Here is a 22729-nt window from a genome sequence, read left to right as displayed (position 1 = left end):
TCCTTCGTTGGTGTCTTCATTGAACCTGTAAATCATTGAGATTGTCAATTATTGATTCGTGCATGTTTTGCTACGCTTGCCGCCATGGCAACCGACGGCACCATCTCCGTGCAGAGGCTCGCGTCGGTGTCGCTCGCGGGGGATCTGAGCTTTCTCATGGCGCGGGCGAACGCCCTGTCGCTGGCGGCAGGCAACACGGCTGTGCGGCCGTTCGGACTGAGCGTGCGATCGTTCTCGGTGCTGGCCCTGACGGTCGACGACCGTCGACCCACCCAGCGAGACCTCGCGACGTTCCTCAGACTCGACCCGAGCCAGGTCGTGGCTCTGGTCGACGGGCTCCAGCAGCGCGGTCTCGTCGAGCGACGGCCCGATCCGAACGATCGGCGGGCGAACGTCGTCATCGCGACCGACGAGGGCCGGTCGGTGCACGCCGAGGCCGCGATCGCTGCGCGCGACGCCGAGCAGGAGCTGCACTCCGCGCTCGAGCCGGCCGAGCGCGATCAGCTCGCCGCGCTGCTGCGTCGCATCGCTTTCGTCGACCGGGGCTGAACCGCGCCCCTCAGGTGTGCGCGATGGCGGGGTTCGCCGCATCCGTCGCCGACGATTACGCGGGGGTCGCGGCTTCGCCGAGTTCGGCGGCTTCGTCTGCGTTGGCCACCCGGACCTTGTCGATCATGTCGCGGAGCAGGGTGTTCAGGCCGGCGACGTGCGCCGGGTCCATGCCCTCGAGGATGATGTCCTGCCCGTTCGTCGAGACGGGCAGCATCTCGTCGTGCATCCGTACTCCCGCCGGTGTGAGGTAGAGCGGGCGTGAGCCGCGAGGGCCGTCGACGAGCGTGATGAGCTCGCGCGCAGCCAATGACGTGACGCTCTTGGATACCACCGCCTTGTTGACGCCGATGAACTCCGTCACCTCGGTCGCCGACGAACCCGGCCTGATCGCGAGCGCCGAGATCACTCGCCAGTCGTTGGTGCCGAGCCCGAAGCGCCGGCGCAGCTCGTGCGACTCGCGCCACACGAGCGCGTTCGACAGCAGCGCTATCAGCCGCGGGGTGAAGTTCTCGGGGTCGATCGTCGCGGTGAGCGGTTCGGTGAGCAGGTCATCCGATCCTGCGGGGAATCTCGTCGATGCAGTGCCGCGTGGCATGCAGATCCTTCCGTCGTCGGTGGGGGAACGCAGATGGGGCCCGGCCGGGAGGCCGAGCCCCATCTGGACGTCACGGGGTCAGTGCGCCATGTTCGCGAGCGCTTCGGGGTCGATGGTCGCTATCGAGCGGGTGTCTTGGAACGCCCGGATGCCCTCGATGCCCTGTTCGCGACCGAAGCCGGACTGCTTGACGCCGCCGAAGGGCGCGCGCAGGTCGAGGCGGGTGGCGCCGTGGTCGTTGACCCAGACGTAGCCGCACTCGAGCTGGCTTCCCACGCGCTGGGCGGCCGCGGGGTCGGCGGTCCAGACCGATCCGCAGAGTCCGCCCCAGGTGTCGTTGGCCAGGCGCACGGCCTCGTCCTCGTCGTCGAACGGGATGACGGGGATCACGGGGCCGAACTGCTCCTGGGTCACGACGCGGAGGTCGAGGGCGGGGTCGACGACGATCGCGGGGCGCAGGAAGTTGCCGCCCGCCAGGTCGCCGCCGGGCAGTTCGCCGAACTCGCGGACGTCGGCACCGGCGTCTTTGGCCTCCTGGATGATCTCTTCGACGAACGCCTTCTGCGCGGCCTGGTGGAGGGGGCCCATCGTGGTGCCCTCGTCGAGGCCGTAGCCGATCACGGCCTTCTCGAGGCGCGCGGAGAGTCCCGCGACGACCTCGTCGAGCCGGGAGCGGTGCACGAACACGCGCTTGGCGTTCATGCAGATCTGCCCGGTCGTGTCGTAGATCGCCGCGTAGAGACGGTCGAGATGCGTGTCGTCGATCTCGGCATCGGCGAGGAAGACCGCCGCGTCGTTGCCGCCGAGCTCGAGCGTCACCCGCGTGAGCGATTTCGACGCCATCTCCATGATGCGCTTGCCGCCGCCCACCGATCCGGTGAAGCAGACCTTCGCGATATCGGTGTTCTGGATGAGTCCGGCCATGTTCTCGTCTTTACCGGTGACGACGTTCAGCACTCCCGGGGGCAGCTTCTCGGCGATGCGCTGCACCACGCGGGTCGTCGCCAGCGGCGCCGAGGGCGGCGGCTTCACGATCGCGGTGTTGCCGGCCAGCAGCGCGTGGGGGAGGGCGGCTCCCAGGATCGCGATCGGCCAGTTGAACGGAACGATGACGGTGACCACACCGATCGACTGGTACGCGACCTCGGTCGAGACGGGGATGGCACCGGGGATCACCGGCAGCGTCTTGGTCGTGTCGATCTCGTCGGCCAGCATGAGCGCGAGGTTCCAGCGGATCTCGAACACGAGGGCATCGACCCAGGACTCGAAGCGGACCTTGCCGTTCTCCTGCGACAGGATCGCGGCATCCTCGTCACGGTCATCGGCGATGCCCTTGATCGCCTCGCCCATGATGCGGGCACGCTCTTTGGCGCCGAGCGCAGACCATGCCGGGTAGGCGGCCTTCGCGGCAGCCACGGCATCGGCGACGTCGTCGACGGATGCTGCGGCAGCCTCACCGACGATCGCTCCGGGCTTTGCCGGGTCGGCGATCGAGAGCGTGTTCTCGGTGAACCGCTCCTCCCCGCCGATGTACAGACCTGTGCGGGTTCCCGCGCTGGTCAGAACGTCTCCAGTCATATCGACATCCACCTCTCTGTGAGTCGTTTCCGGGAGAGAACGACGCCGTTTCCCCCGATTCTGCGGGCTGAGTGCGTGCGCCACAACCTCTCCTCGGAGTTTACGTGCATTCCTGTTTACATGTAAAGAGCTTCGTGCTAGCGTCACTTCCGTCGGGGGAGAAAAGCCCTCGACAGCCCGAGAGTGTCGAAGAAGATGCCTGGTCAGGCGCCGGAAATCGGCATGCGTATCAATCGACGAGGAGAGATGCGATGAGTACGAAGACCCTGGATGCCGGGGCGCTGCACAGCGTCGAGGAGCTCGAGGAACTGTCTTTCGAGCTGCGCACCAAACTGCTGGAGCTTTGCGGAACCTACGAGGGGGCCGTGCACATCGGCGGAGATCTGTCGGCCGCCGACATCTTCACCGTGCTGTTCCACTACGGGATGCACATCGACCCCACCGACATCAGCAACCCGGAGCGCGACCGCTTCGTGCTGAGCAAGGGCCACGCGGCCGTCTGCATGTACATCACGATGGCGATGCGTGGATTCTTCTCGTACGAGGGGATCGTCGACACCTACGGCCAGCTCGACAGCGCGTACGGCATGCACCCGTGCAAGGTTCAGCTGCCCGGTGTCGAGGCGTCGACCGGTTCGCTCGGTCACGGTCTTCCGCTCGCGGTCGGCATGGCGCTCAGCGCCCGGCACCGCGGCGACGACCACCGCGTGTTCACCCTGCTCGGCGATGGCGAGACCGGTGAGGGCTCGGTGTGGGAGGCGGCGATGGCCGGCCGCAGCAACAAGCTCGGCAACCTCGTGGCCTTCATCGACCGCAACCGTCAGCTCATGACGAGCCACGCCGAGGAGCGGGTCATGTTCGAGCCCTACCCCGACAAGTGGCGGGCCTTCGGCTGGAACGTCGTCGAGATCGACGGCCATGACATGGGCCAGCTGGTGGGCGCCATCGACGCCCTCCCGGCGCCCGACAGCGACGTCCCCACGGTGATCATCGCCGAGACCATCAAGGGCAAGGGCGTCGACTTCATGGAGCGCAACCTCGCCTGGCACGCCGGATCGCTCGGCGCCGCCGACCTCGAAAAGGCTCTCGCCGCCCTGCAGTCCTCACGCATGAAGGAGAACGTCTGATGCCCACCACCTTCACCTTCGGTGAGTTCCTCGGAGCCCGTTCGGTCATCGGGTCGACCCTCGCCGAACTGGGCGACGAGCTCCCGAACCTCTGGGTGCTCACCCCCGACATCGGCGCCACGCTCGTGGAGTTCCGCGATAAGTTCCCCGACCGCTTCATCGACGTCGGTCTCGCGGAGCAGGCCTGCGTCGGCATCGCCGCCGGTCTCGCATACGACGGCAACATCCCGGTGGTCTCGGGGATGCTGCCCTTCCTCTCCATGCGCGCGCTCGAGCAGGTGCGCAGCGACGTCTGCTACCCGAACCTCCCCGTCAAGATCATCGGCACCCACGGCGGTCTCGTCGGCAACGGCGGATCGACGCACTACGCCGTGGAAGACCTCGCGCTGATGTGCGCGTTGACCAACATGACGGTCACCTCCATCGGCGACCCGCTGATGGTCGGCGAGATCATCCGGCAGTCGATGACCATGACGGGACCGATCTACATCCGTCTGGCCGTCGGCAAGAAAGACAAGGTGCTGTACGAGCCGGGCGAGCACGACGTGCGCATCGGCAAGGGGATCGTCGCCCGCGAGGGAACCGACGCGACCATCTTCACGCACGGCACGACCGTCGCCCAGGCGCTGGACGCCGCCGACGAGCTCGCGAAGGACGGACGCTCGATCCGCGTCGTCGACATGTTCACGCTCAAGCCGATCGACGAAGAGCTCATCGTGCGGTGCGCCGACGAGACCGGCGGACGCTTCGTCGTGCTGGAGGACCACCTCGCCTACGGCGGACTCGCCTCGCGCATCGCCGACGTCGTCGCCGACCGCGGCGTGCGACTCACGACCTTCGAGCGACTCGGGATCCCACAGGTGTACGCCGGCTTCGGCGACGACGAGGAACTCCGCAACAAGCACGGATACGGCCCGGCGGCCACGGTCGCGGCCCTGCGGCGCGCGGTCTCCGCGCAGGCCTGAACGACCCACCTCGGTTCAACGGAGAAGCGAATGAGAACGGTAGCGGTGACACGGATCGGCAGCCTGCGCGATCCCGATGAGAACACGCGAGGACGCATCGGCGTCGTCGACTTCCCCGAGCAGCCGCTCGGGCCCGAAGACGTCCGCATCCGGGTCGCCTATTCGGCGATCTGCGGATCTGACCCCCACCTCGCGGAGGGCTTCTTCGGAACGGACGTACCCATCGGGCTCGGCCACGAGCTGTCGGGGGTCATCGAGGCGCTGGGTGAGCGGGCGACCCGGAACGGTCTGAAGGTCGGCGACCGGGTGGCGGGCAACTTCCTGCGATTCTGCGGAACATGCCGCCCCTGCCAGGAGGGCCGGCAGCAGTTCTGCGAGAACATCCAGGACTACAACCGCCCCGGCATGGCCGAGACCGTGACCTGGCACGAGTCGCAGGTGTACCGGCTGCCCGACGATGTCAGCCTCCTGCACGGCAGCATCCTCGAACCGACCTCCGTGGCGGTGCGTATCGCGGACAAGGCGCGCGCACGGGTCGGGGATCGGGTGGCGATCTGCGGCGGTGGACCGATCGGGCAGCTCACCCTCCAGGTGATGAAGATGAACGGTGCGACCTCGCTCACGATGATCGAGCCCATCGCCGAGCGGCGCGAGATGGCGCTGCGCCACGGCGCGGACTTCGTGATCGACCCCGTGGGTGAAGACCAGGCCGCTCTCGCCTCCGAGATCACCGACGGCCGCGGCTACGACGTCGTGATTGACGCGTCCGGATCGCCGCGCGCCGTGCGGGGCCTGCTCGACATCGCCGGCAAGGGGGCGACCGTCGTCTACGGGGCGATGTATCCCGAGAACTACGAGCTGCCCCTCAACCTGTCGGACTACCTCTACCTCAAGGAGCTGACGCTGACGGGCATCTTCGTCTCGCCCTACGCGTTCCCCCGGGCGCTGCAGATTCTGCCCTACCTGCAGCTCGACGAGCTGACCGAGGCGGTCTACGACCTCGAAGACGCGGTCGAGGCTTTCGCGGTGCACATCAGCGGGCGCTTCCCGAAGGTCGTGCTGCGGTGCAACGACATCGACGAGGAGATGCCGCGATGACCGTTCCGATCGACACCGTTGCGGCACCGACCATCGCGCCGATCCTTGAGGTGCGCGGCATCACGAAGCACTTCGACGGCGTCCAGGCGTTGCGCGGGATCGACCTCGACGTCCGTCCGGGAGAGATCCATGCCCTCCTCGGAGAGAACGGCGCCGGAAAGTCGACACTCATCAAGATCATCACCGGGCTCTATCAGCAGGATCAGGGCGAGGTGCTCGTCGCTGGTGGCGCCGTCGACTTCGCCAATGTGCGCGCCGCGCACCGAGCCGGCGTCGTCGCGCTGTACCAGGAACTCTCGATCGTGCCGACGATCAGCGTCGCCGAGAACATCGTGCTGGGTGACGATGCGCCGTCGACCCTCGGCGTCGTGCGTTGGAAGCAGCTCCGCGCACACGCACGGGCACAGCTCGATCGGTTGGGTCAGCACATCAGCCTGCGTCGCCTCGCCGGTGGTCTCTCGCCCGTTCAGCAGACGATGGTCGCGGTCGCCCGCGCGCTGTCGATCGATGCCAAGGTGCTCATTCTGGACGAGCCCACCGCGGCCCTCACGGACACCGAGATCGAGGGGCTCTTCACGGTCCTGCGAAGTCTGCGTGACGAGGGTGTCGCCATCGTCTACGTGTCGCACCGGTTGGAGGAGGTGTTCGCGCTCTGCGACCGCCTCACCGTGATGCGCAACGGACGCACGATCGTGACGAAGAATGTGTCCGACTCGTCGATCAACGACGTCATCTCGACGATGGTCGGTCGCGAACAGGACGAGATGTACCCCCCGCGCGGCACCGGTGGGGGCAAGGTCGTGCTATCTGTCGAGGGGCTATCCGGCCGGCGCGTGAGCGATGTGTCGTTCGAAGTGCGTGCGGGGGAGGTGGTGGGCGTCGGAGGTCTTGCGGGATCGGGGCGGAGCGAACTGCTACGCCTCCTCGCCGGGGCTCAGAAGAGTTCGGGAGGCATCGTCCAGATCGACGGGGCCACGCTGGTCGGCCGCGGGGTCGGCCGCGCCCTGGATGCGGGCATCGCTCTCGTCCCCGAGGAGCGCCGCGCGCAGGGCGTGATTCTGTCGGCACCGATCGCCGACAACATCGCGATCGCGAACCTGAAGTCGGTGAGCCCGGGCGGTGTCGTGTCCCAGCGACGAATAGTGCAGTTGGCCAAGCGGGCGCTCGCGGAGCTGCAGATCAAAGCCCGCGGCGTTCGACAGCCCGTCGGGCAGCTCTCCGGCGGGAACCAGCAGAAGGTCGTGCTCGCGAAGATGCTGGCGCGCAATCCCAAGGTGCTGCTCATGGATGAACCGACTCGAGGGATCGACGTGGGAACGAAGGCGGAGATCTACCGCCTCATCCGCGAGCTCACTGCGACCGGAACGGCTGTCGTGGCCGTCTCCAGCGAACTGCCCGAACTCATCGGGCTCTCGGACCGGATCCTCGTGATGCACGAGGGCCGCATCTCCGGCGAAGTCGATGCAGACGGCGCCGACGATGAGCTCATCCTCACTTATGCATATGGAAGGGACGCCTGACATGGCGCAGACAGATACCCTCACGATCGCCGCAGTGGAACCCGACCGCTCCCCGCGCTTGCAGTGGGTGTGGCAGGGGAGCACGGTCATCGCCCTCGTCGTGCTCGTCGCCGTATTCACCGTCGCCGGCAACGGGGTGTTCCTCACCGCGGGCAACATGACGAACATCCTCAACCAGGTCGCGATCCTGACGATCATCGCGGTTGCGCAGACCTTCGTCATGGTGGTCGGAGACTTCGACCTCTCGGTGGGAACGACGGCCACGCTCTCCGGTGCGTCCGCCGCCGCCCTCATGATCGCCGGGGTGCCCGTCCCGGTGGCCATCGTCTTGGCCATGGTCGTGGGCACGCTCGTCGGCGTGATCAACGGCATCCTCGTCGCCTATCTCAACCTGTCGGCGTTCGTGGCGACCCTGGCGACCATGACCACCGTCGGCGGGCTCGCCCTCATCGTCACAGGGGGGACGACCCTGTACGGCTGGCCGGAAGAGTTCGGCTTCCTCGGGCAGGCGCGCGTGAACGGTATTCCGTTGCCGGTCGTCTACGCGATCATCATCGCCGTGGTCGCCTGGGCGGTTCTGCGCTTCACGACGATCGGGCGGCGCTGGTACGCAATCGGCGGCAATGCCGAGGTCGCGCGACTGTCGGGCGTGAGCGTACGCTCCACGCGTTTCCTCGCGTTCACCGTCGCGGGCTTCCTCTCGGGGCTGGGCGGCATCGTGCTGGTCAGTCGCCTGGGCAGCGCCGGCTCGTCGAGCGCGAACGACCTGATGATGTTCGCCGTCGCCGCCGTGTTCCTCGGTATGACCCTGCTGCGATCGGGGCAGGCGAACATCGGCGGAACCATCGTGGGCGTCGCGATCATCGGCGTCGTCCAGAACGGACTCAACATCATCGGCGTGAACACCTACATCCAGCAGGTGCTCATCGGCGTGATCATCATTGCCGCGGTCCTGCTGTCGGGGCTGAAGCAGAAGAACGCCTAGCGCGGCCGCGCCGCCCTCAAGACACCCCCTCCCGCCGGGGCGCCGCCCCGGCGATCACACCATTCGCAGTATGAAACACGACAAAGGAGTTCGCTCATGCGCAATGTAACTACGAGGCGCCGCCTCACCACGGTCGCGGTCGCCCTGACCGCCGCGGTCGCTCTTGCCGGGTGCTCGGTGACCACCGGAACCACGGGCGGCGGAACGAGCGCCGAGGGCAAGACCGACGGGCTCGGAGACGACGGCGTCTTCAAGGTCGCGGCATTCACCGCCGGCTATGCCACGCCGGGCGGAAAGCTGACCCTGGACGAATTCGTCGAGAAGGGCAACGCGCAGGAGAACTGGGAAGTCACGCTCTACACCAGCGCGTTCGACTACGACAAGATCAACAGCGACGTGCAGACCGCCATCCAGCAGGGCGCTGACGCCATCCTCGCCGGATTCCCCGACCCCCGCCAGATCGCCCCGCTCGTCCAGGCCGCGCAAGAGGCGGGAATCCCGATCTTCTCGATCGACGGCGGTGTCGAGCCCAATGACGACTTCGTCGTGGACATCACCTTCAGCCAGGAGGTGACCGCGGACCTGACGGTAGGTGCGCTCGAAGAGGCCATGGGCGGCCTCGAGGGAAAGAACGTCATGGTGATCGGGCACGATCCGCACATCGGCATTCAGACCCGGTCGAACCTGGCCCTGGACAAGCTCGAGGGAGCCGGAGCGATCATCGCCGGTGGCGACATGAAGCAGGCGCTGGACCCGGGAACCGGTCGCACCGAGGCGCTGAACTTCGTCACCGACTACCTGCAGGCGAACCCCGAAGGACTGGACGGCGTCTGGGTCGGTTGGGATGACGCAGCCCTCGGCGCGGCACGTGCCATCACCGAGGCCGGCCGCAACGACATCTTCGTCACCGGAGTCGACGCCCTCGGCGAGACCGCGGTCGAGATCGCCAAGGACGGCCCGATGTACGCGTCCGTCGCGCAGGACTGGGTCAGGGTCGTCGACGACATGATCGTCCTCATGAACGAGTACCGCGACTCGGCGACGCTGCCCGACGAGAACTACATCCCGTTGGAGGGCGAGCTGATCGACCGCAGCAACGTCGCCTCCTACGAGCCCACGCTCTGATCCGGGCCGGACGATGAGTACCACCACCTCAGCCGACCTGTCGGCGCTGCTCGACCTGAGCGCGGACATCGTCGTCGTGACGGGTGCCTCCAGCGGGATCGGACAGGCGGCGGCAGAGATGTACGCCGCCGCCGGGGCCACCGTCGTCGTCCTCGGACGGAGCGAGGGGCGAGTGGCCGATGTCGCCGCGGGGATCGTCTCGGCGGGAGGCAAGGCCCACGGATACGCCGTCGATGTCGCCGCGCGCGGCGCTGTCGATGCCGTGTTCGAGCGGATCACGGCCGAAGTCGGTCGTCCCACGGTGGTCGTCGCGAACGCGGGGATCTCCGGCGGGGCGAGCTACCTCGGCGACGGCCGCATCGCGGACTACACCAACGCCGAGTGGGACGAGGTCGTCGCGACCAACCTCACCGGCACGTTCGAGACGCTCCGCGCGGCGTCGCGGGTGCTCGAGCCGGGCGGACGCATCCTCGTCACCGCCTCGACGGCGGGGCTGCGGACCGACCCGATGGTCTCCTACGCCTACGTCACCACCAAGGCGGCCATCCTCAACCTCGTCCGCCAGCTCGCGCTCGAACTGGCGCCGCACGGGATCCGTGTGAACGCGATCGCACCCGGTCCGTTCAAGGGCACGCGCATCGGCGACGGCAAGACCGAGATCACCCCCGAGGCGGAGGCGATGTGGGCGGGGACCATCCCCCTCGCGCGGATGGGGACCATGGCCGAGGTCCAGGGGCCCATGCTCTTCCTCGTCGCGCCGGCATCGTCGTTCGTCACGGGGACGATCCTCGCCGTCGACGGTGGGGCGCTCGCCCTTTCCCATACCGGGTTCTGAGAAGAATCCACCCCTCTCTGCCGGCGGGGTCACCACCCCGCCGGCAGCCCACCACGAAGGAGCACTCAGAATGAGACTTGAAGGCAAAGTCGCCATCATCACCGGCGGTGCCAGCGGCATCGGCCGAGCGACCGTCGAGAAGTTCGTCCGAGAGGGCGCGAAAGTGCTCGTCGCCGACATCTCGCTCGAGAGGGCGCAGCAGGCGGTGGACGAGATCACGGCCGCCGGCTTCGACGGCGCCACCGCGGCCTGCCAGGTCGACGTCTCGGTGTTCGCCGAGGTCGAGGCGATGGTGGCCACAGCGGTCGAGGTCTTCGGCACGCTCGACGTCATCTTCAACAACGCCGGCATCGCCGGCGGCAAGCCCCTGCTCGACCACGACCCCGCCGTCGACTACGAGCCGATGATCCGCATCGACCAGGACGGCGTCTACTACGGCATCCTCGCCGCGGGCCGGCAGTTCCGCGATCAGGGCACCCCCGGCGTCATCATCAGCACATCGTCGATCTACGGTGAGCAGGCCGCCGAGCTGTCGTTCACGTACAGCGCCGCGAAGGCCGCCGTGATCTCGTTCACCCGGTCGGCCGCGTACGAGCTCGCGCAGTACGGGATCCGCGCCGTGGCGATCACCCCGGGTCGCGTGGGCACCGCGATCATCAACCAGTTCAGCGACGAGCTCAAAGAGACCTTCGCGAGCGAGCAGCTGCGCAACAAGATGACCCAGCCCTCCGAGATCGCCGACGTGGTGGCCTTCCTCGCGTCCGACGAGGCCAACGTCATCAACGGCACGGTCGTGCACGTCGACGACGGCTACTCCGTCTTCAAGCAGCGGCTCGACCTGCCCACCTTCTAGCGATGAATCCCGACCTCGAGCTGGACCTCGACCTCGCTTGCCACATCAACGTCCTCGTGCCCGACGTCGAGCCGCGCGCACTCGGTGCCGCGCTCGGTGCCCTGGCTGAGCTCGGGTACCGTCGCGCGGTGCTCCCGCCGCTCGATGCGCAGGCGACGGATGCTGCGGAGCTGCGAGCGCTCTTCTCCGAGAGCGGCCTCGCGCCGATCACGATCGCGGGACAGGCGCCGGGAGCCGACGTCTCCTCCGACGACCCCGACGAGGCGGCGGCCGGTGCAGCGATGCTGCGCGCGGCCGTCGACCTCACGGTCGCCCTGGGGGGCGATCAGATGAACGGCGTGCCCTACGGCCTGTTCTCCCACCCCACGGAGCCGGTGCCGGAGCGTCGTCGGAATCGCTCGGCCCACGCCGTGGGGCGGGTCGCCGACTACGCCCACGAGCGCGGTGTGTCGATGACCTTCGAGGTGCTTAACCGGTACGAGACCTCGATGGTGAACACCGCCGCGCAGGCGATGGACTTCGTCGAGCGCAGTGGATCCGATCACCTCCGCATCCACCTCGACACCTTCCACATGGCGGTCGAGGAGGCCGACCTCGGAGCCGCCATCCGGCTCGCACTGCCGAAGCTCGCCTACCTCGAACTGGGGCAGTCCGGTCGTGGTCTTCTCAGCGGCGGCGCCGTCGACCTCCCCGAGGTCGTCGGACGCGCCATCGACGACGGGTACACCGGGCGCTGGGGCGTGGAGGCGTTCTCGCGGCGCGGACTGATCGAACCCGTAGCCGACGCATTGGCGATCTGGCGGTCGCCGTTCGATGATGGCAGGGTGCTCGCCGAAGACGCCCTGCGTGTGATCCGCCGTGGCTGGTCGACGAGCGTCGCCGGCCGACGTGCGCAGCGCCTCTCCCGCGGCGCGACCGTCTGAGCACACCACCCGATCGAAGACGAAGGGAACGACCATGTCCACCATCACGGAGGCCGGCAACCGCCTCATCGACGAAACCTCGACCGAGGGGAAGATCTACCTCGACGGCGCCTGGGTGCCGGGCGGCGGGGGCACCGCAGCATCCATCGCCCCCGCCACGGGGGAGACGATCGCGACGGTCGGGCTGGCGTCGCCCGACGACGTCGCCCGGGCCGCCGAGTCGGCCGCTCGCGCGCAGAAGGAATGGGCCGCGACCCCGCACCCCGTGCGCGCTGCGGTGCTGCGCCGGGCCGGGCAGCTGTGGGAGCAGCACGCCGACGAGATCATGGGGTGGAACATCCGCGAGGTGGGGGCGATCCCGCCCCTGGCCGGCTTCGCCCTGCACGTGACCGCGGAGGAGTGCTACGAGGCGTCGGCGCTGCCGTCGGCGCCGCTCGGGTCGATCCTCTCGAGCGCCGAGCCGCGCCTGTCGCTCGCCCAGCGCGTGCCGGTCGGCGTCGTCGCGGTGATCTCGCCGTTCAATGTGCCTCTCATCCTGGGCATCCGCGCCGTCGCACCGGCTCTGGCGCTCGGTAACGCGGTGCTGCTCAAGCCCGACCCGCGCACGATCATGACCGGCGGCGTGGCGATGGTGCGCATCTTCGAGGAGGCGGGCCTGCCCGCAGGACTCCTCCAGCTCGTGCCGGGCGGCGCCGACGTCGGCGAGGCGCTGGTCACCGATCCCCGCGTGCGGGTCATCGCGTTCACCGGCTCGACCCGCGCGGGCCGCATCGTCGGCGAGCTCGCCGGTCGCCACCTCAAGCGCGCCCACCTCGAGCTGGGCGGCAACTCCGCCTTCCTCGTGCGCGCCGACGCCGACGTCGACCAGGCGGTGAACCTCGCGACGTGGGGCGCGTTCCTGCACCAGGGCCAGATCTGCATGACCGTCGGACGCCACATCGTGCACGAGTCGCTCTTCGACGAGTACGTGGCCAAGCTTGCGGCGAAGGCCGACTCGATGGTGGTCGGCGACCCGGCCGCCGGGCAGGTGCACCTCGGCCCGCTCATCGACGAGGTGCAGCGCGACCGCGTGCACACGCTGGTGCAGGACGCGGTGGCTCAGGGCGCGACCCTCGCGGCGGGCGGGACGTACGAGGGGCTCTTCTACCGCCCCACGGTGCTCGCGAACACCCCGCGCGACGCGGCCGCGTACTGCGACGAGGTCTTCGGACCCGTGGCGTCGGTCGTGTCGTTCTCGACCGACGACGAGGCGGTGGCCCTGGCCTCCGAGACCGACTACGGGCTCTCGCTGGGCATCGTCAGCCGCGACACCGCCGCGGCCCTCGAGCTCGCGCAGCGCATTCCGACCGGCATCGTGCACATCAACGACCAGACCGTCAACGACGAGGCCAACGCCCCGTTCGGCGGGGTCGGGGCATCGGGCACCGGCTCGCGCCACGGCGGGGCCGAGGCGAACATCGACGCGTTCACCGAGACCCGCTGGATCACGATGCGGCGCGAGCCCGGTCAGTACCCGCTCTGACACCGGAGCGGCACTCTCGAGAGTGCCCGTTTCCGCCGAACTGCCCTCATTCTTCGGGCTATCTCGGCGGAAACGGGCACCCTCGCCGCGGAGCGCGCCGTCGCGTCAGGCCCGGTCGAGCACGAAACGGTCGCGGCCGACCGCGGCGCCCACGGCGACCTGGGCGACGGGTACGGCCAGCAGCACGAGCAGCGACAGCATCCATCGTCCGTCGATCCCGTGGAGGGCGCCGAACACCGGCGGGAAGACGGCGGCGAACAGGTAGCCGACCGATTGCGACATCCCCGACAGGGCAGACGAGGCGACCGAATCGCGTGCCCGCTCGGCCATGAGGGTGAGCGACATGTTCAGCGAGGCCCCGGCGCCGAGGCCCGCGCAGAGCGCCCAGACGGTGAGAGCGCCCGGGGCCACGAGCAGCCCGAAGACCCCGACGATGCTCGCGACGGGGAGCACCGCGGGAATCCACCGGCGGGCTCGCCCCCGAAGCAGGAGCGGAACGATGAGCGAGCCGACGATGGTCATGATCTGGAAGATCATCGTGTCGAAGCCGGCGGTCACCGCCGACCGCCCCTGCGAGACGGCGAAGGGGGCGAGCCAGGTCACGAGCATGTAGAAGTACGCGGACTGCAGCGCCATGTAGCCCGCCACGAGCCAGGCGACCGGGTCGCGCCAGATGCCCGTGCCCCGAAGCTTCGTGCCGACACTCGCGCGCGGAGCGCGGGCCGGGGCCACGTACCCGTCGCGTCGACGGGCCTGCGCCATCGCCCACATCCACAGCGCGATCGCGATCGGGAGCAGCGCCGCGGTGCTCGCCAACGCCACGCGCCAGCCGTCCGCCCCGCCGCCCGCCGCGATCGAGATCGGCACGACGACTCCCGAGGCGATTGCGCCGAACCCGCCGAGCAGCGCCGTGTACAGCCCCATCATCAGCGGAACGCGGGTGCCGAAGTCGCGCTTGATCACCGCGGGCATCAGCACGTTCGCCACGGCGAGGGCGGCGCCGATGAAGATCGTGCCGAGCCAGAGGTTCGCACCGGCCCCCGGCCACGATCGCCACGCGGTGCCGGCGCCGAGCGCGATGAGCGAGATCAGCACGACCCGCGACATGCCGAACCGCGACGACAGGGCGTGGGCCGCCGGCGAGACGAGACCCCAGGTCACCAGCGGTACTGAGGCCAGCGCGCCGAGTGCTGCCGTGCTCGTGCCCTGGTCGGCGGCGATCTGGTCGAGGAGCGGCCCCACGCCGGTGATGGTGGTGCGCATGTTCGCCGCGATCACGCAGACCGCGCAGATGAGCAGCGCAATGCCGGGGCCGCGGCGGGCGGGGGGAGGGGTCACGATCGCCGGACTCTCCTCCGGAGCGGAGCGGATGATGCGCGCGACGCTGTCGTCGTCACACGAGCCGCGTCTCGAGCGGCCAGCCCGTGTACGCCTCGGCGAGGTAGGTGCGCCCGGCCTCCGATTCGACCACTGAGCGCAGTTCGCCGAGCTGCCGGCGGTGGTCGAACTCGCTCGTGTCGGGGGTGGAGTGCAGCATCGTCGTCATCCACCACGAGAAGTGCTGCGCCTTCCAGATGCGACGCAGCGCGACCTCCTGGTAGGCGTCGAGGGGGCGTTCGTCGTTGTCCTGCAGCAGAGCGACGAGTGCCGTGTGCAGCAGCACGACGTCGGCGACGGCGAGGTTCATGCCCTTCGCGCCCGTGGGCGGCACGGTGTGGGCGGCATCCCCGACGAGCGCGACGCGGCCGTGACGCAGCTCCGGGGCGACGAAGCTGCGGAAGCGCAGCACGTCGCGCTGGAAGATGTGTCCCTCGTGCAGCTCGGTCCCCGGAACGCGGATGCGCAGCTCTTCCCAGATCTGCTCCTCGGTGAGCGCGTCGGGGTCGGCCTCGGGATCGCACTGGAAGTACATCCGCTGCACGGTCGCGCTGCGCTGGCTGATGAGGGCGAACCCGTCGGGGGAGTTGCTGTAGATGAGCTCCTCCGAGCTGGGCGGCGCCTCGCAGAGGATCCCGAACCACGCGAAGGGGTACTCGCGGAAGAGGTCGCCGCGTGTCCCACCGGTGACCGCCGACCGGACGACCGACCGCGACCCGTCCGAGCCGACGACGAAGTCTGCGTCGATCTCGAACGGCTGGCCCGCAGCATCCGTTCCGATCACGCGCGGGCGCGCCGTGCCCGCATCGTCGACGCGGTCGACGGTCGCCTCGAGCCGGAGGTCCTGCCCGGCCGCGAGGCGCGCGGCGACGAGGTCTCGCAGCACCTCGTGCTGCGGGTAGAGCCAGACGCTGCGGCCGACGAGTGCGGGGAAGTCGATGCGGTGCCCCTCGCCGGCGAAGCGCAGCTCGATGCCGTCGTGACGGTTGCCGTCGGTCAGCACCCGCGTCGAGGCCCCGGTCTCGACGAGAAGGTCGACCGTGCCCTGCTCGAGGATGCCCGCGCGGATCGTGTTCTCGATCTCCTCGCGCGAGCGCCGGTCGAGCACGATCGACTCGATGCCGGAGGCGGCGAGCAGATGCGACAGCAGCAGGCCGGCGGGGCCGGCCCCCACGATCGCGACGCGGGTGCGCTCGACTCGGGTCATGGCGTCTCCTTCGACGAGGGCGGGGCGGGGGGTGCACGGATGCTGCCGACCACTCTGCCGCGCGGGCTCGGCTCTCGCCGCCCACCATTCCCACTCGGTGGGAATCCCCCCTCGTGACCGACGGAGGAGATCTCACGCGCGGAGGACGCCGGAGGCGCCGATCATCCTCCGCCCGTGTCATCTCCTCCCCGCGTTACCTGGCGAGTAGCGTCGTGGGGGGAGGCGAGAATGAGCGACGGGGTCCTACAGCGGGCGATGGGGCTGCTGCGCGCCTTCACCGAGGACGATCCGCAGCTCACCGCAAGCCAGCTGTCCGAGCGATCGGGGCTGGCGCTGTCGACGGTGCACCGCCTGATAGCCATGATGCTGACCGAGGGGATGCTGGCGCGCACCACGGGCCACCGGTATGCGGTCGGCGCGCAGCTCTGGGAAATCGGCGAGCTGTCGCCCCTCGCGGCGCAGCTGCGCGAGACGGCGCTTCCGCACATGGTGCGGCTGTACGAGGCGACCGGTGAGAACGTGCACCTCGCGGTGCTCGACGATCCCACCCCTTCCGCAGCATCCGCCATCTTCGTCGGACGCATCACCGGGCGCTCATCGGTGCCGACGATCAGCCGCAGCGGCGGGCGCCACCCGCTGCACGCGACCGGCGTCGGCAAGGCGCTGCTCGCCACGCGCGACGACGTCTGGCTCGACGACTACCTCTCCGCTCCGCTCGAACTCGAAACCCGGCTCTCGATCACCGACCCCGAGCGCCTGCGGGCCGACATCGAGCGCGCGCGGGGTCGGGGTTACGCGACGACCCGCGAGGAGATGACGCTCGGGAACTTCTCGGTGGCCGCTGCCCTGGGTGCGCTTCCGGGGCTGCCCCCGGCGGCCATCGGCATCGTGGCGCACCTGGGCGAGGCGCTCGACGAGCGCAGGCTCGCGCCTCTGGTGATGCAGACCGCGAAAGACCTCACGCGCGCCGTGCGACACCCTGATTCCCACTGAGTGGGAACGGGGATGCTGCGCCCGCCACCCCCGGTGCGACTCTGTAGACACCCCACTCGAATGGACCGTCGAAGGAGACCCCATGACCGCTTTGGAGAACGCGGCGGACGCCGACCCGCGCGGCGAGGAAGCGTTCGGCTCGAGCGTCGTGCTCGAGCAGACGGCGGCCGCGCCCGAGTCGCTCCTGGCGTCGCCCGACATGCCGTCGCAGCGCGAGATCACCGCCGAGATCGGCGATCTGCACCGTGCCGCCGCTGCGCGCGAGGAGGCCGGTGAGACCCTGCCCCGCACGCTGATCGACTTCTCTCCCTATCGCTCCAGCGTGCTGCGGCACCCCACGAAGAACCCGCGCCTCGTCGACCCCGAGACGATCGAGCTCTTCTCGCCCGCCTACGGCCAGCGCGACGTCGCGGCGATCGAGTCCGACCTGACCCTGCAGCACACCGGCGAACCGCAGGGCGAGCGCATCACGGTGACCGGCCGGGTCGTCGACAGCTGGGGCCGCCCCGTTGCGAACCAGCTCATCGAGGTGTGGCAGGCCAACGCCGCGGGCCGCTACATCCACCAGCGCGATCAGCACCCCGCCCCGCTCGACCCGAACTTCACGGGCGCGGGACGCATGATCACGGACGACAACGGCGAGTACTTCTTCACCACGATCAAGCCGGGGCCCTACCCCTGGAAGAACCACGTCAACGCCTGGCGTCCCGCCCACATCCACTTCTCGCTGTTCGGCACGGGTTTCACGCAGCGCATCATCACGCAGATGTACTTCCCGGGCGACCCGCTGTTCGCCCTCGATCCCATCTACAACACGATCGCCCGCCAGAGCGATCGCGACCGACTGATCTCGACCTACGACCACGACCTGACGGTTCCCGAGTTCTCGATGGGCTACCGCTGGAACATCGTCGTCGACGGTCCGGATGCGACGTGGTTCGAGCCCGAGGGAGAGCACTGACATGAGCGAGACCACCGAGACCCGTCGCCGGCGCCTCGTGAAGGCGGCCGGCGCCGCGCCGCTGCCGCCGACCGCCGGGCAGACGATCGGCCCGTTCTTCGCGTTCGGGCTGCAGTATCCGAAGATGCACGAGGTCGTCTTCCCGCACTCTCCGGGTGCGATCGTCGTCGGCGGCGTCCTCCGCGACGGCGCGGGGGCGCCCATCCCCGACGCCTGCATAGAGATCTGGGGCGCCGACAGCGATGGCACCGTCTCGCGCGGGCGCGGCTCGCGTCGCCGCGACGACCACACCTTCACCGGCTTCGGCCGCGCGTTCACGACCGACGAGGGCCGATTCGAGTTCTGGACCCGCAACCCCGGCGCGGTCGACGGCAAGGCGCCGTTCTTCGCGGCGGTCGTCTTCGCCCGCGGACTCCCCGACAAGCTGCACACGCGCATCTACCTCCCCGAGGACACCGACGCGCTGGCCGCCGACGCCCTGCTGGCCTCCCTCGACGCCGACGAGCGCGCTACGCTCATCGCGACCCGCACGCCCGAGGGTCACCTCCAGCACGACATCCGGCTGCAGGGCGAGAAGGAGACCGTCTTCCTTGCCTTCTGACCCGCATCCCCTCGACGTCGGACTGCTCTCGCCCGTCAGCGCGGGGCACGATGCGGCGGTTTCGGATGCTGCGGTGCTCGACGCCCTCGTCGCGGCCGAGGTCGCGCTCGTCCGCGCGCTCGCGTCGGTGGGAGCGGCTCCCGCCGACATCGCCGACGGTGTGTCGACAACGCTCGGGTGGACAGGGGTCGGCAAGGGGTGCCGGGGGCACGGCCTCGACGCGGCCGACCTCGCCGTCGCTGCCGTCGCCGCGGGTAACCCCGTGGTCGCCCTGGTCGGGATGCTGAGGCAGCGTGTTCCCGAGGCCGCACGGCCGTGGGTGCACCGGGGGGCGACCAGTCAGGACATCCTCGACAACGCTCTGATGCTCCTCGCTCGATCAGCGGCCGATCTGGTGCGCGACGACCTCCACCGGGTCGAGGCGGCGCTCACCGCTCTCGCCACCACGAATCGCGACGTCGTCGCGGCCGCCCGCACCCTCACCCAGCACGCCGTGCCGACGACCGTCGGGGCGCGCGCTGCGGGGTGGGTGCGCAGCATCCGTCGTGCCATCGTGCGTCTCGACGCGGCGCGCGCAGAACTGCCCGCGCAGCTCGGGGGTGCCGCGGGCACCCTGGCGGCGTTCGTCGCCGACCTCGGCGCGGAACGCGCCGCCGGGCTGACGGCGGCCTACGCGGCCGAACTGGGCCTGCGACCCGCCGACGCCCCCTGGCACACCGAGCGCTGGCCCGTCACCGAGCTCGGCGACGCCCTCGTACAGGCGATCGACGCGGTGGGCGTCTTCGCCACCGACGTCGCCACCCTCACCCGCACCGAGATCGGCGAGCTCTCGGAGGCCGCGGGCGGCGGGTCGTCGGCGATGCCCCAGAAGGCCAACCCCGTCTCGTCGGTGCTCGTGCGCTCGGCCGCCCTTCGCGCGCCGCAGCTCGGCGCCACCCTGCATCTGGCCGCGGCCCTCGCCGTCGACGAGCGGCCCGACGGCGCCTGGCACGCCGAATGGCCGACCCTGCGCGAACTCCTCCGCCTCGCCCTCGGGGCAGCCGCGCACGCGGCATCGCTCGCCGCCGGGCTGACCGTCGATCGCGAGGCCGTCGCGCGCAACCTCGCCCTCACCGACGGGCTGCTCGTCAGCGAGCGCCTCGGTGTCGTGCTCGTTCCCCTGATCGGACGCGAGCGCTTCGCCGCGCTGATCCGGCAGGCCGCCGACACGGATCTCGCCGACCTCGTGCGCGCGCTCCCCGAGGCGTCCGCGCTCGACGTCGACGACCTGCTCGACCCCGCCCGGTACACGGGCCTCGCCACGACGTTCGTCGACCGCCTCGGCGAAGGAGAGAACCGATGACCGTCCCCACGTTGGCCCATACCGCCCCGGTCGGTCCTGCCGACGCGCCCCTGCTGCTGCTCGGACCGTCGCTGGGCACTTCGACGATCCTCTGGGAGCGCGTCATCCCCACTCTCGCGCGCTCTCACCGCGTCGTGGCGTGGGACCTCCCCGGCCACGGTGCCTCACCCGCATCGACGTCGCCCTTCACGGTCGCCGACCTGGCCGACGCAGTCGCCGACGTCGCGCGCGGCCTCTCCGACGGCCCCGTCCGCTACGCCGGCGTCTCGCTCGGCGGCGCCACCGGGCTGGAGCTGGCTTTGCGTCACCCCGACCTCGTCGACGCCACCGCGGCGGTCGCCTCGGGTGCGCTCCTCGGCGACCCCGACTCCTGGCACGTCCGCGCGGCCCAGGTGAGGGCGCAGTCGACGTCGGCGCTCATCACCGCCTCGGCGAGCCGGTGGTTCGCGCCCGACTCGCTCGCCCGCGAACCCGAGCTCACGGGGCGCCTGCTCCACGCCCTGCAGGACGCCGACGACGAGAGCTACGCCGCCTGCTGCGAGGCGCTCGCCGCGTACGACGTGCGAGAGCGCCTGGGCGAGATCGCCTCCCCGGTGCTGGCGATGTGGGGCGAGTTCGACCAGGTCGCCCCGGAGGCGAAGGCCGACGAGATCGCACGCGGCGTCCGCCGCGGGCGCAGCATCCGCATCGCCGATGCCGCGCACCTGCCTCCTGCCGAGCAGCCCGCCGCGGTCGCGACCGCGCTCGACGACTTCTTCCGCCGCATCTATGAGGAGGCCGCATGACGACCCCGGATCACGGATCGACCGACGCCGAACGGCACGCGCAGGGCATGCGCGTGCGGCGGGAGGTGCTCTCCGACGCGCACGTCGACCGCGCCGTCGAGCGCACGACCGCGTTCACCGCCGATTTCCAGGACCTCATCACGCGGTACGCCTGGGGCGACATCTGGTCGCGTCCCGCCCTCGATCGCCGGTCGCGGTCGATCGCGGTGCTGACGGCGCTCATCGCCCTCGGCCACCACGAGGAGCTCGCGATGCACCTGCGGGCAGCCCTTCGCAACGGGCTCACGACCGCGGAGATCTCCGAGGTCATTCTGCAGTCGGCGATCTACTGCGGGGTGCCGGCCGCCAACACGGCCTTCCGCATCGCTTCCGAGATCTTCGCCGAGGGGGACGCATGATCGACAAACAGGTTGCGGATGCTGCGGCCGCCGTCGCGGGGATTCCCGACGGCGCGACGGTGATGATCGGCGGCTTCGGCCGCGCCGGGCAGCCCGTCGAGCTCATCGATGCGCTGATCGCGTCGGGAGCGCGGGAGCTCACCATCGTCAACAACAACGCGGGCAACGGCGACACCGGGCTCGCGGCGCTCCTGGCCGCCGGGCAGGTGCGCAAGATCGTGTGCTCGTTCCCTCGGCAAGCTGATTCGTGGGTCTTCGACGGGCTCTACCGCGCCGGTGAGATCGAGCTCGAACTCGTCCCCCAGGGCAACCTCGCCGAGCGCATCCGCGCGGCGGGTGCCGGCATCGGCGCGTTCTTCTCACCCACCGGTGTCGGCACGCTCCTGGCCGAGGGCAAGGAGGAGCGCGAGATCGACGGGCGTCGCTACGTGCTGGAGTATCCGATCCGCGCCGACTTCGCCCTGATCTCGGCCTACCGTGCCGATCGTTGGGGCAACCTCGTCTACCGCGAGACCGCGCGCAACTTCGGCCCGATCATGGCGACGGCCGCCACCACGACCATCGTGCAGGTCGACGAGGTCGTCGGCCTCGGCCACCTCGACCCCGAGGCGGTCGTCACCCCCGGCATCTTCGTCGACCGCGTCGTCGCGGTGGGCGAGCGCCCGTGGCTGCGCGACGGCGTCTTCGTCGGCGGCGTCGACCTCGAGGGGTCGCCCCTCGCCGCATCCGCCGAGGAGGCGTCATGACCACCCGCATCTCGCGCAACGACCTCGCGGCGCGCATCGCCGCCGACATCCCCGAGGGTGCGGTGGTGAACCTCGGCATCGGGGCGCCGACCCTCGTGGCGAACTTCCTCCCCGAGGGCGAGGAGATCCTGCTCCACACCGAGAACGGGCTGCTCGGCATGGGCCCCGCGCCGGAGGCCGGCGCGGTGGATCCCGACCTCATCAACGCCGGCAAGCAGGCGGTCACCGCGCTACCGGGCGCGGCGTACTTCCACCACGCCGACTCGTTCGCGATGATGCGCGGCGGCCACCTCGACGTGTGCGTGCTCGGCGCCTTCCAGGTCTCGCAGAACGGCGACCTCGCGAACTGGTCGACGGGCGAGCCCGGGGCGATCCCCGCCGTCGGCGGGGCGATGGATCTCGCGATCGGCGCGAAGGACGTCTACGTCATGACCGACCTCCTGACGAAGTCGGGGGAGCCGAAGCTGGTCGAGACCTGCGCCTACCCGCTCACCGGTGTCGGCTGCGTCTCGCGGGTCTACACCGACCACGCGATCTTCGACGTCACCCCCGACGGGTTCGTCGTGCGCGAGCTCTTCGGCGACAACACCGTCGCCTCGCTCGAGGCCGCCCTCGGGCTCTCTCTCACTCCGAAGGACTGA

23 protein-coding genes are annotated in these 22729 nt (G+C 69.8%); 19 read left to right on the top strand and 4 right to left on the bottom strand.

The features are described 5' to 3' along the window. Positions 1–84 precede the first annotated feature (84 nt). The gene (locus tag DEA06_RS11675) at positions 85–549 is read left to right on the top strand and encodes a MarR family transcriptional regulator (RefSeq protein ID WP_116648163.1); all 465 of its coding nucleotides are present in this window, start codon (positions 85–87) and stop codon (positions 547–549) included. 55 nt (positions 550–604) lie between these two features. On the opposite strand, the gene DEA06_RS11670 is transcribed toward DEA06_RS11675, so the two are convergent. After that, positions 605–1147, bottom strand: coding sequence for a MarR family winged helix-turn-helix transcriptional regulator (locus DEA06_RS11670; RefSeq protein WP_165817987.1), 543 nt, complete (start codon positions 1145–1147; stop codon positions 605–607). 78 nt (positions 1148–1225) lie between these two features. After that, complete coding sequence (locus DEA06_RS11665; RefSeq protein ID WP_116648161.1) at positions 1226–2725, bottom strand: aldehyde dehydrogenase family protein; 1500 nt, start codon at positions 2723–2725, stop codon at positions 1226–1228. 251 nt (positions 2726–2976) lie between these two features. Here DEA06_RS11665 and DEA06_RS11660 point away from each other — a divergent pair, with 251 nt between their 5' ends. The 10 genes from DEA06_RS11660 to DEA06_RS11615 all read left to right on the top strand — a co-directional run bounded on the left by DEA06_RS11660 (position 2977) and on the right by DEA06_RS11615 (position 13678). Then, complete coding sequence (locus DEA06_RS11660) at positions 2977–3852, top strand: transketolase (protein ID WP_116648160.1); 876 nt, start codon at positions 2977–2979, stop codon at positions 3850–3852. Further along, positions 3852–4817, top strand: a complete 966-nt coding sequence (locus DEA06_RS11655) for a transketolase C-terminal domain-containing protein (RefSeq protein WP_116648159.1) — start codon at positions 3852–3854, stop codon at positions 4815–4817. The genes DEA06_RS11660 and DEA06_RS11655 overlap by 1 nt, the downstream gene beginning before the upstream one ends. Before the next feature lie 30 nt (positions 4818–4847). Next, positions 4848–5915 (top strand): alcohol dehydrogenase catalytic domain-containing protein, encoded by a 1068-nt coding sequence (locus DEA06_RS11650; RefSeq protein ID WP_116648158.1) that lies wholly within the window; start codon positions 4848–4850, stop codon positions 5913–5915. Continuing rightward, positions 5912–7435: a sugar ABC transporter ATP-binding protein gene (locus DEA06_RS11645; protein ID WP_116648157.1), complete on the top strand. Its 1524-nt coding sequence runs from the start codon at positions 5912–5914 to the stop codon at positions 7433–7435. Before DEA06_RS11650 ends, DEA06_RS11645 begins: the two co-directional genes overlap by 4 nt. Position 7436: 1 nt before the next feature. Next, positions 7437–8420 (top strand): ABC transporter permease, encoded by a 984-nt coding sequence (locus DEA06_RS11640; protein ID WP_240606923.1) that lies wholly within the window; start codon positions 7437–7439, stop codon positions 8418–8420. A 96-nt stretch (positions 8421–8516) separates the two neighbouring features. Beyond that, the gene (locus DEA06_RS11635; protein WP_116648156.1) at positions 8517–9545 is read left to right on the top strand and encodes a sugar ABC transporter substrate-binding protein; all 1029 of its coding nucleotides are present in this window, start codon (positions 8517–8519) and stop codon (positions 9543–9545) included. Between the two features lie 13 nt (positions 9546–9558). Beyond that, the gene (locus DEA06_RS11630; RefSeq protein WP_116648155.1) at positions 9559–10380 is read left to right on the top strand and encodes an SDR family NAD(P)-dependent oxidoreductase; all 822 of its coding nucleotides are present in this window, start codon (positions 9559–9561) and stop codon (positions 10378–10380) included. 70 nt (positions 10381–10450) lie between these two features. Beyond that, positions 10451–11233 (top strand): SDR family oxidoreductase, encoded by a 783-nt coding sequence (locus tag DEA06_RS11625; protein ID WP_116648154.1) that lies wholly within the window; start codon positions 10451–10453, stop codon positions 11231–11233. Between the two features lie 2 nt (positions 11234–11235). After that, entirely contained in the window at positions 11236–12156 is a 921-nt protein-coding gene (locus DEA06_RS11620; RefSeq protein WP_116648153.1) for a sugar phosphate isomerase/epimerase family protein, read from the top strand. A gap of 34 nt (positions 12157–12190) precedes the next feature. Beyond that, positions 12191–13678, top strand: coding sequence for a benzaldehyde dehydrogenase (locus DEA06_RS11615; protein WP_116648224.1), 1488 nt, complete (start codon positions 12191–12193; stop codon positions 13676–13678). Between the two features lie 105 nt (positions 13679–13783). Here DEA06_RS11615 and DEA06_RS11610 read toward each other — a convergent pair whose 3' ends face one another. Further along, positions 13784–15016 carry an MFS transporter gene (locus DEA06_RS11610; protein ID WP_240606922.1) on the bottom strand — a complete coding sequence of 411 codons (1233 nt, stop codon included), beginning with the start codon at positions 15014–15016 and terminating at the stop codon, positions 13784–13786. Positions 15017–15071: 55 nt separating this feature from the next. Next, positions 15072–16262, bottom strand: a complete 1191-nt coding sequence (locus DEA06_RS11605) for a 4-hydroxybenzoate 3-monooxygenase (protein ID WP_116648152.1) — start codon at positions 16260–16262, stop codon at positions 15072–15074. Positions 16263–16490: 228 nt separating this feature from the next. On the opposite strand from DEA06_RS11605, the gene DEA06_RS11600 reads away from it, so the two are divergent. The 8 genes from DEA06_RS11600 (at position 16491) to DEA06_RS11565 (ending at position 22729) form a co-directional block, all read left to right on the top strand. Beyond that, a complete protein-coding gene (locus tag DEA06_RS11600; RefSeq protein WP_116648151.1) occupies positions 16491–17255 on the top strand; it encodes an IclR family transcriptional regulator in 765 nt (254 codons plus the stop codon). Positions 17256–17337: 82 nt separating this feature from the next. Further along, complete coding sequence (gene pcaH, locus DEA06_RS11595) at positions 17338–18216, top strand: protocatechuate 3,4-dioxygenase subunit beta (RefSeq protein WP_116648150.1); 879 nt, start codon at positions 17338–17340, stop codon at positions 18214–18216. Position 18217: 1 nt separating this feature from the next. Next, positions 18218–18817 carry a protocatechuate 3,4-dioxygenase subunit alpha gene (gene pcaG, locus DEA06_RS11590; protein ID WP_116648149.1) on the top strand — a complete coding sequence of 200 codons (600 nt, stop codon included), beginning with the start codon at positions 18218–18220 and terminating at the stop codon, positions 18815–18817. After that, positions 18807–20159 carry a lyase family protein gene (locus DEA06_RS11585; protein ID WP_116648148.1) on the top strand — a complete coding sequence of 451 codons (1353 nt, stop codon included), beginning with the start codon at positions 18807–18809 and terminating at the stop codon, positions 20157–20159. Before pcaG ends, DEA06_RS11585 begins: the two co-directional genes overlap by 11 nt. Continuing rightward, positions 20156–20944: an alpha/beta fold hydrolase gene (locus DEA06_RS11580; RefSeq protein WP_116648147.1), complete on the top strand. Its 789-nt coding sequence runs from the start codon at positions 20156–20158 to the stop codon at positions 20942–20944. Before DEA06_RS11585 ends, DEA06_RS11580 begins: the two co-directional genes overlap by 4 nt. Continuing rightward, on the top strand, positions 20941–21342 hold the full coding sequence (gene pcaC / locus DEA06_RS11575) for a 4-carboxymuconolactone decarboxylase (protein WP_116648146.1): 402 nt from the start codon (positions 20941–20943) through the stop codon (positions 21340–21342). Before DEA06_RS11580 ends, pcaC begins: the two co-directional genes overlap by 4 nt. Then, complete coding sequence (locus tag DEA06_RS11570; protein ID WP_116648145.1) at positions 21339–22088, top strand: 3-oxoacid CoA-transferase subunit A; 750 nt, start codon at positions 21339–21341, stop codon at positions 22086–22088. Before pcaC ends, DEA06_RS11570 begins: the two co-directional genes overlap by 4 nt. Beyond that, the gene (locus tag DEA06_RS11565) at positions 22085–22729 is read left to right on the top strand and encodes a 3-oxoacid CoA-transferase subunit B (protein ID WP_116648144.1); all 645 of its coding nucleotides are present in this window, start codon (positions 22085–22087) and stop codon (positions 22727–22729) included. Before DEA06_RS11570 ends, DEA06_RS11565 begins: the two co-directional genes overlap by 4 nt.

Source organism: Microbacterium sp. Gd 4-13, from assembly GCF_003095395.1.
Lineage (GTDB): Bacteria > Actinomycetota > Actinomycetes > Actinomycetales > Microbacteriaceae > Microbacterium.
This window is presented reverse-complemented; position numbering and strand designations above follow the sequence as displayed.

Coding starts and splice junctions, on each gene's coding strand:
- DEA06_RS11675 (WP_116648163.1), top strand. CDS start 85: ATGGCAACCGACGGCACCATCTCCGTGCAGAGGCTCGCGTCGGTGTCG.
- DEA06_RS11670 (WP_165817987.1), bottom strand. CDS start 1,147: ATGCCACGCGGCACTGCATCGACGAGATTCCCCGCAGGATCGGATGAC.
- DEA06_RS11665 (WP_116648161.1), bottom strand. CDS start 2,725: ATGACTGGAGACGTTCTGACCAGCGCGGGAACCCGCACAGGTCTGTAC.
- DEA06_RS11660 (WP_116648160.1), top strand. CDS start 2,977: ATGAGTACGAAGACCCTGGATGCCGGGGCGCTGCACAGCGTCGAGGAG.
- DEA06_RS11655 (WP_116648159.1), top strand. CDS start 3,852: ATGCCCACCACCTTCACCTTCGGTGAGTTCCTCGGAGCCCGTTCGGTC.
- DEA06_RS11650 (WP_116648158.1), top strand. CDS start 4,848: ATGAGAACGGTAGCGGTGACACGGATCGGCAGCCTGCGCGATCCCGAT.
- DEA06_RS11645 (WP_116648157.1), top strand. CDS start 5,912: ATGACCGTTCCGATCGACACCGTTGCGGCACCGACCATCGCGCCGATC.
- DEA06_RS11640 (WP_240606923.1), top strand. CDS start 7,437: ATGGCGCAGACAGATACCCTCACGATCGCCGCAGTGGAACCCGACCGC.
- DEA06_RS11635 (WP_116648156.1), top strand. CDS start 8,517: ATGCGCAATGTAACTACGAGGCGCCGCCTCACCACGGTCGCGGTCGCC.
- DEA06_RS11630 (WP_116648155.1), top strand. CDS start 9,559: ATGAGTACCACCACCTCAGCCGACCTGTCGGCGCTGCTCGACCTGAGC.
- DEA06_RS11625 (WP_116648154.1), top strand. CDS start 10,451: ATGAGACTTGAAGGCAAAGTCGCCATCATCACCGGCGGTGCCAGCGGC.
- DEA06_RS11620 (WP_116648153.1), top strand. CDS start 11,236: ATGAATCCCGACCTCGAGCTGGACCTCGACCTCGCTTGCCACATCAAC.
- DEA06_RS11615 (WP_116648224.1), top strand. CDS start 12,191: ATGTCCACCATCACGGAGGCCGGCAACCGCCTCATCGACGAAACCTCG.
- DEA06_RS11605 (WP_116648152.1), bottom strand. CDS start 16,262: ATGACCCGAGTCGAGCGCACCCGCGTCGCGATCGTGGGGGCCGGCCCC.
- DEA06_RS11600 (WP_116648151.1), top strand. CDS start 16,491: ATGAGCGACGGGGTCCTACAGCGGGCGATGGGGCTGCTGCGCGCCTTC.
- pcaH (WP_116648150.1), top strand. CDS start 17,338: ATGACCGCTTTGGAGAACGCGGCGGACGCCGACCCGCGCGGCGAGGAA.
- pcaG (WP_116648149.1), top strand. CDS start 18,218: ATGAGCGAGACCACCGAGACCCGTCGCCGGCGCCTCGTGAAGGCGGCC.
- DEA06_RS11580 (WP_116648147.1), top strand. CDS start 20,156: ATGACCGTCCCCACGTTGGCCCATACCGCCCCGGTCGGTCCTGCCGAC.
- pcaC (WP_116648146.1), top strand. CDS start 20,941: ATGACGACCCCGGATCACGGATCGACCGACGCCGAACGGCACGCGCAG.
- DEA06_RS11570 (WP_116648145.1), top strand. CDS start 21,339: ATGATCGACAAACAGGTTGCGGATGCTGCGGCCGCCGTCGCGGGGATT.
- DEA06_RS11565 (WP_116648144.1), top strand. CDS start 22,085: ATGACCACCCGCATCTCGCGCAACGACCTCGCGGCGCGCATCGCCGCC.